This window comes from Pseudomonas sp. BN415 (assembly GCF_029871195.1).
GTDB classification, from domain to species: domain Bacteria; phylum Pseudomonadota; class Gammaproteobacteria; order Pseudomonadales; family Pseudomonadaceae; genus Metapseudomonas; species Metapseudomonas resinovorans.
This window is the reverse complement of the sequence record NZ_SSOK01000071.1, coordinates 20,875-35,046: the sequence shown is the minus strand read 5'-3', so window position 1 is coordinate 35,046 and position 14,172 is coordinate 20,875. Positions and strand designations below refer to the sequence as shown.

Annotated in this window: 13 protein-coding genes; 2 read left to right on the top strand and 11 right to left on the bottom strand. The window is 64.6% G+C overall.

Going from position 1 to position 14,172, the window contains the following annotated elements; translation table 11 throughout:
* Window positions 1-79: 79 nt before the first annotated feature.
* Window positions 80-556, top strand: coding sequence for a MarR family transcriptional regulator (locus E8F20_RS27325; protein ID WP_137822911.1), 477 nt, complete (start codon window positions 80-82; stop codon window positions 554-556).
* A 124-nt stretch (window positions 557-680) separates the two neighbouring features.
* Here E8F20_RS27325 and E8F20_RS27320 read toward each other — a convergent pair whose 3' ends face one another.
* From E8F20_RS27320 to zwf, 5 genes are all read right to left on the bottom strand, one after another.
* A complete protein-coding gene (locus tag E8F20_RS27320) occupies window positions 681-1,499 on the bottom strand; it encodes a shikimate 5-dehydrogenase (RefSeq protein ID WP_280286546.1) in 819 nt (272 codons plus the stop codon).
* 74 nt (window positions 1,500-1,573) lie between these two features.
* A complete protein-coding gene (locus E8F20_RS27315) occupies window positions 1,574-3,199 on the bottom strand; it encodes an NADP-dependent glyceraldehyde-3-phosphate dehydrogenase (protein WP_280286545.1) in 1,626 nt (541 codons plus the stop codon).
* A 260-nt stretch (window positions 3,200-3,459) separates the two neighbouring features.
* Window positions 3,460-4,149 carry a bifunctional 4-hydroxy-2-oxoglutarate aldolase/2-dehydro-3-deoxy-phosphogluconate aldolase gene (locus tag E8F20_RS27310; protein ID WP_280286544.1) on the bottom strand — a complete coding sequence of 230 codons (690 nt, stop codon included), beginning with the start codon at window positions 4,147-4,149 and terminating at the stop codon, window positions 3,460-3,462.
* A 16-nt stretch (window positions 4,150-4,165) separates the two neighbouring features.
* On the bottom strand, window positions 4,166-4,879 hold the full coding sequence (gene pgl, locus E8F20_RS27305; RefSeq protein ID WP_280286543.1) for a 6-phosphogluconolactonase: 714 nt from the start codon (window positions 4,877-4,879) through the stop codon (window positions 4,166-4,168).
* Complete coding sequence (gene zwf / locus E8F20_RS27300) at window positions 4,866-6,335, bottom strand: glucose-6-phosphate dehydrogenase (protein WP_280286542.1); 1,470 nt, start codon at window positions 6,333-6,335, stop codon at window positions 4,866-4,868. Before zwf ends, pgl begins: the two co-directional genes overlap by 14 nt.
* A gap of 182 nt (window positions 6,336-6,517) precedes the next feature.
* Between zwf and E8F20_RS27295 the strand changes: the two genes are divergently transcribed.
* Complete coding sequence (locus E8F20_RS27295; RefSeq protein WP_171016547.1) at window positions 6,518-7,378, top strand: MurR/RpiR family transcriptional regulator; 861 nt, start codon at window positions 6,518-6,520, stop codon at window positions 7,376-7,378.
* 108 nt (window positions 7,379-7,486) lie between these two features.
* On the opposite strand, the gene E8F20_RS27290 is transcribed toward E8F20_RS27295, so the two are convergent.
* The 6 genes from E8F20_RS27290 to E8F20_RS27265 form a co-directional block, all read right to left on the bottom strand.
* On the bottom strand, window positions 7,487-8,389 hold the full coding sequence (locus E8F20_RS27290) for a D-hexose-6-phosphate mutarotase (RefSeq protein WP_280286541.1): 903 nt from the start codon (window positions 8,387-8,389) through the stop codon (window positions 7,487-7,489).
* 12 nt (window positions 8,390-8,401) lie between these two features.
* On the bottom strand, window positions 8,402-9,535 hold the full coding sequence (locus tag E8F20_RS27285) for a carbohydrate porin (RefSeq protein ID WP_280286677.1): 1,134 nt from the start codon (window positions 9,533-9,535) through the stop codon (window positions 8,402-8,404).
* Between the two features lie 202 nt (window positions 9,536-9,737).
* The gene (ugpC, locus tag E8F20_RS27280) at window positions 9,738-10,889 is read right to left on the bottom strand and encodes a sn-glycerol-3-phosphate ABC transporter ATP-binding protein UgpC (protein ID WP_280286540.1); all 1,152 of its coding nucleotides are present in this window, start codon (window positions 10,887-10,889) and stop codon (window positions 9,738-9,740) included.
* An 11-nt stretch (window positions 10,890-10,900) separates the two neighbouring features.
* On the bottom strand, window positions 10,901-11,746 hold the full coding sequence (locus tag E8F20_RS27275) for a carbohydrate ABC transporter permease (RefSeq protein WP_280286539.1): 846 nt from the start codon (window positions 11,744-11,746) through the stop codon (window positions 10,901-10,903).
* The gene (locus E8F20_RS27270) at window positions 11,739-12,647 is read right to left on the bottom strand and encodes a sugar ABC transporter permease (RefSeq protein ID WP_028630344.1); all 909 of its coding nucleotides are present in this window, start codon (window positions 12,645-12,647) and stop codon (window positions 11,739-11,741) included. The genes E8F20_RS27275 and E8F20_RS27270 overlap by 8 nt, the downstream gene beginning before the upstream one ends.
* Before the next feature lie 226 nt (window positions 12,648-12,873).
* A complete protein-coding gene (locus E8F20_RS27265) occupies window positions 12,874-14,127 on the bottom strand; it encodes an ABC transporter substrate-binding protein (protein ID WP_280286538.1) in 1,254 nt (417 codons plus the stop codon).
* Window positions 14,128-14,172: the final 45 nt, after the last annotated feature.

The following is a 14,172-nucleotide window of genomic DNA, read 5'->3' as shown; positions in this document are numbered from 1 at the left end:
CGCCACGCGGCTGTCGACAGCCCACGCGCAACCCCCTATAACTCTTCCCCTGTCAGCCGGAACCTTTGCCCCACTTCGCATGATCACCCCGAAGAAGCGCCTCAACCGTTACAACCCCGCCAGTGACGATTTCAAGAAGGAGGAATTCCCCTTCTACTGGATCGCCCGCGTCTATGGCCGCTACAACATGGCCATGGAAAAGACCCTGAAGAAGATCGACCTGGACATCCCGCGCTGGCGAATCCTCTTCATCCTCAAGGAGAACGGCCAGTCGAGCATCTCGGAGATATCCGAGCACGCCATCGCCAAGCTCTCCACCGTCACCAAGATCGTCTACCGCATGAAGGAAGACGGCCTGGTGGACACCGCTCCCTGCAGCAACGACGGCCGCGTCACCCAGGTGACCATTACCGAGAAGGGCCGGCACATGGTGGAAGAAATCCAGGTCAACACCGCGCATATCTTCACCAACAGTTTCAAGGACCTCAGCGCAGCCCAGATCGCCAAGCTCAACGGCACGCTGGAGAAGATCTACGCGAACCTGCCGGAGGATTGAGCCTCCGCCCCGCCCCCCTCTTCTCTCGTGGGGGCGAATTCATTCGCTATGCAGCCCGCAGGTCTGCCCTTTTGGGGGCACTGCGTGCCCCTTAGCGATTGAAATCGCCCCCACAGGTGATCCTCTATCCCCGCGCGAACGCTGCCGCCTTCTCGATCAACTCCGCCTCCGGCCGCACGCCGGTGTAGAGCACGAACTGCTCCACCGCTTGCAGCACGATCACTTCGGCGCCGGTGATTACGGGCTTGCCCAGCTCGCGGGCCAGTTGGATCAGCGGGGTTTCCACCGGCAGGGCCACCACATCGAAAACCCAGTCGGCTGCCAGCACCTGCTCGCGGCTGAAGGCCAGGGCGGCGGCTTCGGGGCCGCCTTCCATCCCCAGCGGGGTCACGTTGACCAGCATCTGCGGCTTTTCATCACCCAGTTCCGCCCGCCATTCATAGCCAGAGCCTCGGGCCAGCGCCGGGCCGGTGTCCAGGTTGCGGGCAACGATGGTGCCGTGGCGCAAACCACTGTCGCGAAAGGCGCTGGCCACGGCCTTGGCCATGCCGCCACTGCCGCGCAGGGCGAAGCGGATGTCGTTGGGCACGGCATGGCTCGCCAGCAGGCTGGTCACCGCGCTGTAGTCGGTGTTGTAGCCCTTCAGCCAGCCGTTGTCGGCGACGATGGTGTTCACCGACTGAATGGCTGCGGCCGAGGCGTCCAGTTCGTCCAGTAGTGGGATGCAGGCCTCCTTGAACGGCATGGACACCGCCGAGCCGCGAATGCCGAGGGCGCGGATACCGCCGATGGCGGCCGGCAGGTCGCGAGTGGTGAAGGCCTTGTAGACGAAGTCCAGGTCCAGGGCCTGGTAGAGGTAGTTCTGAAAGCGCGTGCCGAAGTTACCGGGGCGGCCGGACAGCGACATGCAGAGTTGGGTATCCCGGCTGATGGTGCGGGGCATTGGAATCTCCGTTAACCGATCTTGTGGGGGCAAATTCAATCGCCCCCACAAGAGTGTCGCCCCTGCTGGGATGGTCAGAAAATGTAATCCGTGGTCAGGAAGTTCGATTCGCGGTTGCGGATGATCTCGCTGACCAGTTCCTTGTTGTCCGCCTGGAATTTGGTGGCCACCAGGGTGCGGATCGAGAACACGCGCAGGGCGTCATGTACCGACAGCGTGCCCTCGGCCGAGTTCTTCCGCCCATTGAAGGGGAAGGTGTCCGGGCCGCGCTGGCACTGGGCGTTGATGTTGATGCGGCCCACCTGGTTGGCGAAGGCGTCCACCAGACGACCGACCTGTGCCGAGTCGTTGCCGAACAGGCTGAGTTGCTGGCCGTAGTCGGAATGCAGGACGTAGTCGATCACCTCTTCCAGTTCGCGGTAAGGCACCACGGGAATCAGCGGACCGAACTGCTCTTCGTTGTAGAGGCGCATGTCCGGGCTCACCGGGCTCAGCACAGCGGGATAGAAAAAGCTCTGCCGGTGGCTGCCGCCACCCGGGTTGACCACTTTGGCGCCCTTGGTCACGGCATCCGCCAGCAGAGTGTTGAGGTAATCGACCTTGCCCGGTTCGGGCAAAGGGGTCAGGGCCACGCCGTCTTCCCAGGGCATGCCCGGCTTGAGCGCGGCCAGCTTGGCGCAGAACTTGTCGAGGAAGGGTTCGAGCACATCCTCGTGAACGAAGAGGATCTTCAATGCCGTGCAGCGCTGACCGTTGAAGGACAGTGCACCGGTGATGGCTTCGCTGACGGCGTTGTCCAGGTCTACCTTGGGCAACACGATGCCGGGGTTCTTCGCATCCAGGCCCAGCGCCGCGCGCAGGCGGTGCGGGCGCGGGTGCAGTTTCTTCAGGTCGGCGGCGCCGGAGTGGGTGCCGATGAAGGCGAACACGTCCACCTTGCCGCTGGCCATGATGGCGCTGACGGTTTCCCGGCCACGGCCGTAGATAATGTTGATGACGCCGGCCGGGAAGCTGTCGCGGAAGGCCTCCAGCAGCGGGCGGATCAGCAGCACACCGAACTTGGCCGGCTTGAACACCACGGTGTTGCCCATGATCAGCGCCGGGATCAGCGTGGTGAAGGTCTCGTTCAGCGGGTAGTTGTAGGGGCCCATGCACAGAGCCACGCCCAGGGGCACGCGGCGGATCTGGCCAAGCGTGCCCTGTTCCAGTTCGAAGCGGCTGGAGCGACGGTCGAGCTCCTTGAGCGCCTCGATGGTGTCGACGATGTAGTCGCAGGTGCGGTCGAACTCCTTCTCGGAATCCTTGAGGTTCTTGCCGATCTCCCACATCAGCAACTTCACCACTGCGTCGCGCTGCTCACGCATGCGGGCAAGGAACTTCTCCACGTGCTGGATGCGCTCGGCCACGCGCATCGTCGGCCACAGCCCCTGACCATGGTCATAGGCGTCAACGGCGGCCTCCAGGGCGGCCAACGCAGCGTCGGCGTCCAGCAGCGGCGTGCTGCCCAGCACCACCTGCTCATCACCCTTGTCGGTGGCCAGGAAGATCGGGCTGCGCACGGCGGCCAGGGGGCCGTCCCAACGGATCAGCTCGCCGTTGACGAGGTATTCGCGCTGTTCGATCGGCGCACCGGGGCGGTAGCGCTCGGGAATCTGGTCGGCAGTGGGGAACAGGGCTTCGAGCTTGTTGTTGTGGGTCATTGCACTTTCCTCTGGATCGGAACCACTGGAAGTCGGTTTTAACGCGGTTTTTTAATTGGGTAAATCGTTTCAGCAAACCGTTTGGCGGAATCCGCTCCCGCTGGGCATTCGATATCGATCATGGGGGGATGGAAACCTGTGGGGGCGATTTCAATCGCCAGGCAGGCCGAAGGCCCACCCTATGAATCTCCTGGGGGCACTGCGTGCCCCTTGGCGAATGAATTCGCCCCCACAAGAGCGAGGAAGGTTCGGCGCGGGCCTCAGTTCAACAACTCCAACGCCGCTGCCGTCGCCTCCTGGATGCGCAGCCAGTCGCCGTTGCGTATCCAGTCCTTATCCATCATCCAGGTGCCGCCCACGCACATCACATTGGACAGGGCCATGTAGTCGTGCAGGTTGTCGGGGTTGACCCCGCCAGTGGGGCAGAAACGGATGCCGGGGAAGGGTCCGCCGAAGGCTTTCAGGGCCTTCACGCCACCGCAGATTTCCGCCGGGAACAGCTTGAAGCGGCGATAACCCAAGGCGTAGCCGAGCATGATTTCCGACGCACTGCTGATACCGGGCAGCAGCGGCAACGGACTGTAGACGCCCGCACGCAACAGTTCGGCGGTGCAGCCGGGGGTGACGATGAACTGCGAGCCGGCGGCCTCGGCTTCGGCCAGCATCCATTCATCCAGCACGGTGCCGGCACCGACACAAAGTTCCGGGCGCTGTTCGCGCAGGGTGCGGATGGCGGAGAGGCCGTGCTCGGAGCGCAGGGTCACTTCCAGGGTGCGCAGGCCTCCGGCGGCCAGGGCATCGGCCAGGGGCAGGACGTCCTGCTCGCGTTCGATGGTAATCACCGGGAGGATGCGCGCCGCACCGCAGAGGATATCGATCAGGGCCGCCTTGTCGGCCATGCTCGGCACGGCTTCGCGACTGGTGGCCCGATGGGTGGGGAGACTGGTCATGGGCGTTCCTTCGGGCTCAGGGGCACCAGTGGATTTCCAGGGGACGGCGGAGGAAGGCGCGGATCGGCATGGCCGCCACGTCATCACCCGCCAGCGCGTCGGCCAGGGTGGCCAGCTTGGCCTGGCCTTGTACGGCCAGGAGGATCAGGTGTGCGCTGGTCAGCAACGGCAGCGTCAGGGTCAGGCGCTGCCGCGGTACGCTGGGTGCCTGCATCGGCAGGCAGCGTTGCGCGCAGTCGGCATTCAGCGCCTGATCCAGATTCGGGCTGGACGGGAACAGCGAGGCGGTGTGGCCGTCCTCGCCCATGCCCAGCACCAGCACGTCGATGGCGCCCAGCCGGGCCAGGGCCGCATCGGCCAGGCGGGCTGACTCTTCCAGACTCGGCGCACTGTGGTAGAGACCGACGAAGCGTGCGTTGGAGGCCGCGCCCTGCAGCAAATGGCGGCGCACCAGGCCTTCGTTGCTATCGGGGTGGCTGACCGGCACGAAGCGCTCGTCGGCCAGGCTGACGGTGACCTTCGACCAGTCCAGCGTCTGCACGCAGAGCCGCTCGAAGAAGGCCACCGGGCTGCGTCCACCGGATACCACCAGCACGGCCGCATTGCGGGATTCGATGGCCACGCGCAGGGCGTTGGCCACGGTGATGGCCAGTTCGCCGGCCAGTTGTTCAGGGCTGCCGAGACTGAGCCCGGTGACCTGCGTCGGCAGGTCGAGATTACAGATCGCCATACCAGCTCCTGCCATCACGGGTGATCAATGCGATGGAGGCCACCGGCCCCCAGGTTCCCGCCGCGTAGGGCCTGGGTGCGTCGCCCTGCTGGCGCCATCCGGCGATCAGCTGGTCGCACCACTTCCAGGCGTACTCGATTTCATCCTTGCGCACGAAGAGGTTCTGGTTGCCCTTCATCACTTCCAGCAGCAACCGCTCGTAGGCATCTGGAATCCGCGCGCTGCGGTAGGTGCTGGAGAAACTCAGCTGCAACGGGTCGCTGCGTAGCTGCATGCCCTTATCCAGCCCCTGGTCCTTGGTCATCACCTGCAGGGAAATGCCTTCGTCCGGCTGCAGGCGGATGATCAGGCGGTTGCTGATCAGCGGCCGCTGCTCGGGCGCGAAGATGTAGTGCGGCGGTTCCTTGAAGTGTATGACGATCTGCGAAAGCTTCTGCGGCATGCGCTTGCCGGTACGCAGGTAGAAGGGCACGCCGGACCAACGCCAGTTGCGAATCTCGGCACGCAGGGCAACGAAGGTCTCGGTGTCGCTGTGGGTATTGGCGTTCTCCTCTTCGAGGTAGCCGGGCACCGTCTTGCCGAGGATGTTGCCGGTCACGTACTGGCCACGTACCACTTGCTGGCCAAGCTGCTCCTGGGCGATAGGCGCCAGGGCTTTCAGCACCTTCACCTTCTCGTCGCGGATGCTGTCGGCAGAGAGGTCGCTGGGCGGGTCCATGGCGATCAGGCAGAGCAATTGCAGCAGGTGGTTCTGGATCATGTCGCGCAGCTGGCCGGCCTGGTCGAAGTAGCCCCAGCGACCTTCGATGCCCACTTGCTCGGCCACGGTGATTTCCACATGGGAAATGTGGTGCTGGTTCCACTGGGTCTCGAACAGGCTATTGGCAAAACGCAGGGCAATCAGGTTCTGCACCGTCTCCTTGCCCAGGTAATGGTCGATCCGGTAGGTGCGGTTCTCCGGGAAGTGCGCCGCCACGGCGTCATTCACCGCACGGGAGGATTCCAGGTCATGGCCGATGGGCTTCTCCAGCACGACGCGGGTGCGCTCGGCCAGCCCCGTGGCGGCCAGGCCCGCGCAGATGGCGCCGTACACGGCGGCCGGCGTGGCGAAGTAGGCGATCAGCCGGGCAACCGGCCCCAGCTTGTCGGCCAGGGCCGGATAGGCGCTGGCGTCGAGGAAGTCCATGGTCAGGTAATCGAGCCGCGACATGAAGCGCTGTACCGCGCCCTCCTCCACTTCTTTAGCCGGCACGTAGCAGCGCAGGTGATCGCCGATGGCGGTTATATGCGAGTCGGGTTCGCCGTTCTCGCGCCCCAGGGCGAGGATGCGCGTGTCGGCCGACAGAAGGCCGGCGCGGTCCAGTTGATAGAGCGCGGGAAACAGTTTGCGCAGTGCCAGATCACCCAGGCCACCGAAGAGGACCAGGGTGCAGGGTTCGACAGGTTGCGAGGTCATGATATTTGTTCTTCTATCAAACATAAGCTTATGAATACACCCAGTTAAGCGTTACATCAAGACAAAATGTAGTAATAAAACTACATTTTCCGACATGCGAGATTGCGGTGGCTCCGCCTGGATGCGCTCAGTACGATAGGCCACCAATTGCAGGCCCCTTCCCAGGAATCCCAATGGACCGCGTGCACAACCTGCTGGAGCAGATCCAGAACCGCCTCGACGAACTCAACAAGGCCGAGCGCAAGGTCGCCGAAGTCATCCTGCGCGACCCGCAGCAGGCCACCCGCTACAGCATTGCCGCACTGGCCCAGGCCGCGCAGGTCAGCGAGCCTACGGTGAACCGCTTCTGCCGCTCCTTCGGCGTCAACGGCTACCCCGAACTCAAGATGCAACTGGCGCAGAGCCTGGCCAGCGGTGCCGCTTACGTGAGCCAGGCGGTGTCCGCCGACGACGGCCCCGAGGCCTACACGCGGAAGATCTTCGGCAGTGCCATTGCCTCCCTGGACAGCGCCCTGCAGAGCCTCGACCCGCAACTGATCAGCCGCGCCGTGGACCTGATGATCCAGGCCCGGCAGATCCACTTCTTCGGCCTGGGCGCCTCGGCCTCGGTAGCCCTGGACGCCCAGCACAAGTTCTTCCGCTTCAACCTCGCGGTGTCGGCCCATTCCGACGTGCTGATGCAACGGATGCTGGCTTCGGTGGCGCATACCGGCGACCTCTTCGTGATCATTTCCTACACCGGCCGCACCCGTGAGCTGGTGGAAGCGGCACGCCTGGCACGGCAGAACGGCGCCTCGGTACTCGGCCTCACGGCAGCCAACTCGCCGCTGGCCAAGGCCAGCACCCTGAGCCTGGACATTCCCCTGCCGGAAGACACCGACATCTACATGCCGATGACCTCGCGCATCATCCAGCTCACCGTGCTCGACGTGCTCGCCACCGGCATGACCCTGCGCCGCGGCGTGGATTTCCAGCCACACCTGCGCAAGATCAAGGAAAGCCTGAACGCCAGCCGCTATCCGGCGGATGAGGAGCCGAGCTGAGGACGACTGCGCCCTGATTTCTGTAGGGTGGATGGCGCTCTTCCATCCACCATTGCGCCCTGGTACGACTCCGATGGAGGATCGATGAAGCATGATCCACCCTAGGCTTCACCCCACCCACGCCTTCAAACTCAGCCGCGCCTCCTCCCCCGCCACCAGTTCCACGCTGTCCTCACCGCAGGCCGCGCCCTGTACCGAGAGAAAGCCAAGCCCTTCCGACCAGCTGACTTCCGCCAAGGGCCGGCTGCCCGGATGCCAGACCACGGTGCCAGGATTGCGCCCACCTTCGATGCACAACCGCCGCTGCCACCCGGCGTCCTGAATCCGCACCCGCCCACCGCGCCGGAACACCGTGTGGCAGCCATCGATCACCCGTAACTCACCTTCCTGCCGGCACGCCTCGCGGCTCAGCAGGTCGCGGCCTTCGGCGCCGTCCAGCCCCAGCAACCCGACCCGCGCCACATCGCTGACTCGCCAATAGGCGTGCAACGCGTGGCTGAGCACGCAGGGCTCGCTGTCACGGTGACGGGTGACCAATTGCACGCTCATGCGCTCGCCCAGCTCGGCCACCAGCTCCACCTGCCAGTCGTGCAGGTCGAGACACCAGTTCAGGCGCACGCCGTCGGTGTCGGCCTCCTTGTGGATAAGTCGCCAATCCGACAACCTCGCCCAACCGTGGTGCGGCCAGCCACCTTCCATGGGGTGGCGACCGAACCACGGCCAGCAGACCGGGACGCCACCACGAATGGCACCGATGCGCGGCCAACGCGCCGCGCACCAGAGCAACGGACGTTCGCCGGATGGCTGGAAGTGCAGCAACTGGCCGCCCTGGCGGCTGAACACCGCCGAACAGCGCGGGTGCTCCACCAACAGCAGCTCGCGCCCCTGATGCTCGGCCCAGCGAAAGGGTTGCCCATTCGCCGGACGCAACAGGCCGGCAAGGGGATGGTCAGCACCCTCCCCTGCCTTCACCAGGCACGGCCCGCGACGGCGGATTTCACCGGAGGTCATCGTCGTTCCCGGTCATTTCCACCAGTACTCCAGTTGCACACCGAAGTTGGAGCCGTGCAGGGCATCGCCGAAGGCGCCGGTATCCGACAGCGCCGAGCCCGCTGCCAGTTCGCTGGCCGCGCGCTGGGCGGCTTCGTTCCAGCTCGCGTAGGTGTAATAGAGGCGGATTTCCGGGCGTTCCCAGAAGCCGGGACCGGCCGGCGACCAGGTGGGCGCGATGGTGAACTTGGTCAGTTTGCGGGTGCCGCCCGGGGCTTCAACCTGGTCGCGGCCCAGTTCGGTGACCAGCTTGAACTGCTCGGTGATCGCATAGCTCGGACGCACGCCGACGGACAACCAGTTCTGGTCGTCGCCATCCGGGCGCTTGTCCTTCTGGTAGATCACCTCGAACTGGCCACCGAAGCGTGGGGTCACCTGCCAGTCGAAGAACTCCACCACGCGCCAGCTCTGGTTGGCGTTGTCCAGGGTCGGGTCGCCGGTGTAGCCCAGCGCAGTGCCCGGGCCACGCCCGTATTGCAGGGCGAAGGTATTCACCCCGCCGAGGAACGCCTTCTGCTTGTGCTGCGCCGCCACCGACCAGCCGCTGTGGGCGTCCGTGCTGTCGGGCTTGGCGAGGTAGCTGACGCCCAGCTCCACTTCGCCGCCGGGGTTGGTCTGGAAGCCCGCGACGTTGAAGTCATGTCGGTTGATGTAAGGGTCCTGGTCGTAGTTGTCCTTACGCGAGAACACATAGCTGTACCTGAGGTCGCCGATGGCCACTTCATCGAAGCCGAAGCCGGTAGCGCTCTGGTTCCAGTAGTAGAAATCGGAGATGTGGATGTCGTTCCGCTTGTAGAAGCGGCGCCCCGCCCAGAAGGAGCCGCCGCCCAGCGCCGGCATGTTGCTCCACTCGGCGTACATCTGGTTCATCCGCGCGAAGCCATGATCACCGGTGAACTCGGGCGTATGGCCGTACTCGTTGTAGAGCTGCGCCATGCCTTCGACGCTGACCACCGAACCGTCATCGAGCTTGAGCAGGTCCTGGCGCAGGTCCAGTTCGATGTACTGCTCGCATTCGTTCCCCAGACGGTACTTCGATTGCGCCCCCGGCAACTGGAAACAGGATTGTGTGCCGCCCTCGCTGGAACCGCCGGCGCCGCTGCGCATGTAGCCGGTGAACTCCACCGCCTGCGCCACACCGGAAACCGCGAAAAGCGCGCAGGGCAGTACCCACAAACCTTTGATCGTCGTGCTCATGTCCACTCCAGATTTTTATTGTTGTACGTCGTTGGATCGTCTTTTCAGGTAGCCCGGACGCAATCCGGGAAGGCCGTGCCAGCCAATCCCCGGATTTCATCCGGGCTACGGTTCAACGTCCCTTGAGCTGCGCCACCTTGGCTTGCCGCTCAGGGCTGCGGGCCTTTCCCGGTGCACACAGCCGCTCGCCGCTTTGCGCGTCGAACAGCAGCACCTTGTCGGGCGCGAACTGCAGGTCGAGGGTGTCGCCCACTCGCACCGGCGCATCGGGGGCCAGGCGGCAGCAGACCTTGGTCTGGTTGATCTCGACGAAGGCCAGGAGATCCGGGCCGGTTGGCTCCAGGACCTGCACTTCGGCACGAATGGCGGGCAGGTCGCTGACACCGACCAGGATCTGCTCCGGGCGGATACCGAGGATCAGCTCGCGCCCTTCCAAATCGCCGTCGGCGTCGCCCAGGGGCAGTTCGCAGTGGCCGTCGGCGCTGTCCAGCAGGCCCACCAGGCGGCCGTCGCGACGCTGCAGGCGCAGGGGGATGAAGTTCATCGGCGGCGAGCCCATGAAGCCGGCGACGAAGAGGTTGGCCGGGTCGTTGTAGATCTGCTGCGGGGTGCCGAACTGCTGGATGATGCCGTCCTTCATCACCGCCACCTTGTCGCCCAGGGTCATGGCCTCGATCTGGTCATGGGTGACATAGACGGTGGTGGTCTTCAGCCGCTGGTGCATCAGCTTGATCTCGGTGCGCATCTCCACCCGCAGCTTGGCGTCAAGGTTCGACAGCGGCTCGTCGAACAGGTAGATCTTCGGCCGCCGCGCCAGCGCCCGGCCCATGGCCACGCGCTGTTGCTGGCCACCGGAGAGCTGACCCGGCTTGCGCTGCAGCAGGTGCTCGATCTGCAGCAGCTTGGCCACGCGCGCTACCTCGGCGTCGATATCGGCCGCCGGCATCTTGCGGATCTTCAGGCCGAAGGCGATGTTCTCGCGCACATTCATGGTCGGGTACAGGGCGTAGGACTGAAACACCATGGCGATGTCACGATCCTTGGGGCTCATGCCACTGATGTCCTGGCCGTCGACCATGATCGCGCCACCGCTGATGCTCTCCAGCCCGGCGATGCAGTTCATCAGGGTGGATTTGCCGCAACCCGAAGGGCCGACGAGGATCAGGAACTCGCCGGAGTCGATGGACAGCTCGATGTTCTTCAGGGTGTCCGCCAGGCCGCTGCCGTAGGACTTGTTGACGTTGCGCAGTTCGAGGGTTGCCATAGGTGCGACTCCTAGCCTTTTACAGCGCCGGCAGTGAGCCCGCGCAGGAAGTATTTGCCGGCCAGCACGTAGACCAGCAGGGTGGGCAGGCCGGCGATCATCGCGGCGGCCATGTCGACGTTGTATTCCTTGGCTCCGGTGCTGGTGTTCACCAGGTTGTTCAGGGCCACGGTGATGGGCTGGGTATCGCCGCTGGCGAACACCACGCCGAAGAGGAAGTCGTTCCAGATCTGGGTGAACTGCCAGATCAGGCAGACCATGATGGTCGGCACCGACATGGGCAGCAGGATGCGCCCGAAGATGGTGAAGAACCCCGCCCCGTCGAGCCGCGCCGCGCTCACCAGGGCGTTCGGGATACTCACGTAGAAGTTGCGGAAGAACAGCGTGGTGAAGGCCAGGCCGTAGACCACATGCACCAGCACCAGGCCGCCGGTGGTGTTGGCCAGGCCGAACTGGCCGAGGGTGAAGGACGCCGGCAGCAGCACCACCTGGAACGGCAGGAAGCAGCCGAACAGCAGCAGCCCGAAGAACAGCTGCGATCCGCGGAAGCGCCACATGGACAGCACGTAGCCATTCAGCGCGCCGAGCAGGGTCGAGATGATCACAGCTGGCACGGTGATCTTCACCGAGTTCCAGAAGTAGCCACCGACGCTGGCCCAGGCCTTGGCCCAGCCCACCAGGGTGAACACATCGGGCAGCGACAGCAGGTTGCCGGTGCGGATGTCGTCCGGCGTCTTGAAGCTGGTCAGCAGCATCACCACCAGCGGCACCAGGTAGACGGCGCAGGCAACGAACAGCGTGGCGTGGATGGCCAGGCGGCTGAAACTGAAGGCGGATTTTCCGGCCAGGCTAGTCATGGCGCTTGTTCCTCAGTTCGGAGTACAGGTAGGGCACCAGGATCGCCAGCACCGCGCCGAGCATGAGCATCGCGCTGGCGGCGCCGAGGCCCATCTGGCCGCGGGTGAAGGTGTGGGCGTACATGAACATCGCCGGCAGGTCGGACGCGTAGCCGGGGCCGCCGGCGGTCATCGCCGCCACCAGGTCGAAGCTCTTGATGGCGATGTGAGCGAGGATCATCAGCGCGCTGAAAAACACTGGACGCAGGCTCGGGAGGACGATGCGCAGATAGATGGTCGGCAGGCTCGCCCCATCCACCTGGGCGGCGCGGATGATCGACTGGTCCACCCCGCGCAGGCCGGCGAGGAACAGCGCCATGACGAAGCCCGAGGACTGCCACACGGCGGCGATCACCAGGCAATAGACGACCCGGTCAGGGTCCACCAGCCAGTCCAGGCGGAAGCCTTCCCAGCCCCAGTCGCGCAGCAGCTTGTCCAAGCCGAGGCCGGGGTTGAGCAACCACTTCCAGGCGGTGCCGGTAACGATCATCGACAGTGCCATGGGGTAGAGGTAGACGGTGCGGATGAAGCCTTCGCGGCGGATGCGCTGGTCCAGCAGTACCGCCAGGAACACGCCGATCACCAGGCTGATGCCGATGAACATCCCGCCGTAGACCAGCAGGTTCTGGCTCGCCACCCACCAGCGGTCGTTGTCCAGCAGGCGCTCGTATTGCTGCAGCCCGACGAACTTGTAGCTGGGCATGAAGCGCGAGTTGGTGAAGGACAGCAGGAAGGTCCAGAGGATGTAGCCGTAGAAGCCGACCAGCACGATCAGCACACTGGGCGCCAGCACCAGCCTGGGTAGCCAGCGTTGCAGCGCGTCCAGCGGTGAGGCCTTGGCGAAGACTGCGGTTGAAGACATGGATAACTCCTCGCAAGGAAAGAGCGGTGGCACGGACCTCGTAGGAGCCAGCTTGCTGGCGAACAGAGGTAGCCGACCGGCATCGAGGTAGCCGACCAACTCCGCATCGCCAGCCAGCTGGCTCCTACAGGTAATTCAGGCGCGACCGATCCCAAGGCACATGCCTGGGCATGTGCCGGAAATCAGACCTGGAATCCGGCGGGGCAAGGCCCGCCCGGGTGCGCGCTTACTGCACCGCTTCGATCGCGGCGGCCAGTTGCTGCGCGGCCTTCTTCGGGTCGGCGGCGGGGTCGTTGAAGAAGTTGGTCACCACGTCGAACACCGCGCCCTGCACGTAGCTGGAGGCGGCCATGCCGTGGGCCAGGCTGGGCTGCAGGCCATCGCCGGCCGCCGCTTCCTTGAAGTCCTTCATGGACTGCTGGGCGCAGGCGTCGAAGCTCGACATGTCCTGATCGAGGCGAACAGGGATGGAGCCCTTGTTCTGGTTGAAGAACTGCTGGAACTGCGGCTCGAGCACCGTGCGCGCCAGGTCGTTCTGCGCCTGGATGTTCGCTTCATCCTTGAGCTTGAACATGGCCAGTGAGTCGATGTTGTAGGCGAAGCTACCCTGGGTACCGGGGAATGGCAGGCACTGGTAGTCCTTGCCCGCCACCTTGCCGGCGGCGCTCCACTCGCTCTTGGCCCAGTCGCCCATGACCTGCATGCCGGCCTTGCCGTTGATAACCAGGCCGGTGGCGCTGTTCCAGTCGCGGCCGGCGGCGTCGGGGTCGACGTAGCTGCGCAGCTTCTTCAGGGCGGCGAAGACTTCCACCATCTTGTCGCTGGTGAGGGTCGCCTTGTCCTGCAGGACGAAGGCCTTGTGGTAGCCCTGCGGGCCGAGAATGCTGAACACCAGATCCTCGAACACCGTGCCGTCCTGCCAGGGCTGGCCACCGTGGGCGAGCGGGATGAAGCCGGCCGCCTTGAGCTTGTCGGCGGCGGCGAAGAATTCGTCGAGGGTGGTTGGCGGCGTCGCGCCGGCCTTCTGGAAGACCTCGGGGTTTATCCACAGCCAGTTGACCCGGTGCACGTTGACCGGCACAGCCACGTAATGGCCGTCGTATTTCATGATGTCCGCCACCTGCTTGGGCAGCAGCGAATCCCACTTGCCTTCGCTGGAGACCTCATCCAGTTCGGCCAGCAGACCCAGCTCGCCCCACTCCTGGATATCCGGCCCCTTGATCTGCGCGGCAGACGGCGGGTTGCCGGAAACGGCGCGGGTCTTCAGCACGGTCATGGCGGCCTCGCCACCACCACCGGCAACGGCGAAATCCTTCCAGGTGTGGCCTTTCTCTTCGACGAGTTTCTGCAGGGTATCGGCGGCGCGCTTCTCGCCACCGGACGTCCACCAATGCAGGACTTCCACTTCGCCGGCGAGGGCGGACAGGGGGAACAGGGAGGCGAGGGAAACGACAGCGGCCAGGCGGGAGATGGCATTCATGGACGGGGATACCTTCTTGTTTTTATGACTGTGCAAGTCGGTGCT

Excerpts from the sequence above, each read along its gene's own strand:
- E8F20_RS27325 (WP_137822911.1), top strand. The coding sequence starts at position 80 with ATGATCACCCCGAAGAAGCGCCTCAACCGTTACAACCCCGCCAGTGAC.
- E8F20_RS27320 (WP_280286546.1), bottom strand. The coding sequence starts at position 1,499 with ATGCCCCGCACCATCAGCCGGGATACCCAACTCTGCATGTCGCTGTCC.
- E8F20_RS27315 (WP_280286545.1), bottom strand. The coding sequence starts at position 3,199 with ATGACCCACAACAACAAGCTCGAAGCCCTGTTCCCCACTGCCGACCAG.
- E8F20_RS27310 (WP_280286544.1), bottom strand. The coding sequence starts at position 4,149 with ATGACCAGTCTCCCCACCCATCGGGCCACCAGTCGCGAAGCCGTGCCG.
- pgl (WP_280286543.1), bottom strand. The coding sequence starts at position 4,879 with ATGGCGATCTGTAATCTCGACCTGCCGACGCAGGTCACCGGGCTCAGT.
- zwf (WP_280286542.1), bottom strand. The coding sequence starts at position 6,335 with ATGACCTCGCAACCTGTCGAACCCTGCACCCTGGTCCTCTTCGGTGGC.
- E8F20_RS27290 (WP_280286541.1), bottom strand. The coding sequence starts at position 8,389 with ATGACCTCCGGTGAAATCCGCCGTCGCGGGCCGTGCCTGGTGAAGGCA.
- E8F20_RS27285 (WP_280286677.1), bottom strand. The coding sequence starts at position 9,535 with ATGCGCAGCGGCGCCGGCGGTTCCAGCGAGGGCGGCACACAATCCTGT.
- ugpC (WP_280286540.1), bottom strand. The coding sequence starts at position 10,889 with ATGGCAACCCTCGAACTGCGCAACGTCAACAAGTCCTACGGCAGCGGC.
- E8F20_RS27275 (WP_280286539.1), bottom strand. The coding sequence starts at position 11,746 with ATGACTAGCCTGGCCGGAAAATCCGCCTTCAGTTTCAGCCGCCTGGCC.
- E8F20_RS27270 (WP_028630344.1), bottom strand. The coding sequence starts at position 12,647 with ATGTCTTCAACCGCAGTCTTCGCCAAGGCCTCACCGCTGGACGCGCTG.
- E8F20_RS27265 (WP_280286538.1), bottom strand. The coding sequence starts at position 14,127 with ATGAATGCCATCTCCCGCCTGGCCGCTGTCGTTTCCCTCGCCTCCCTG.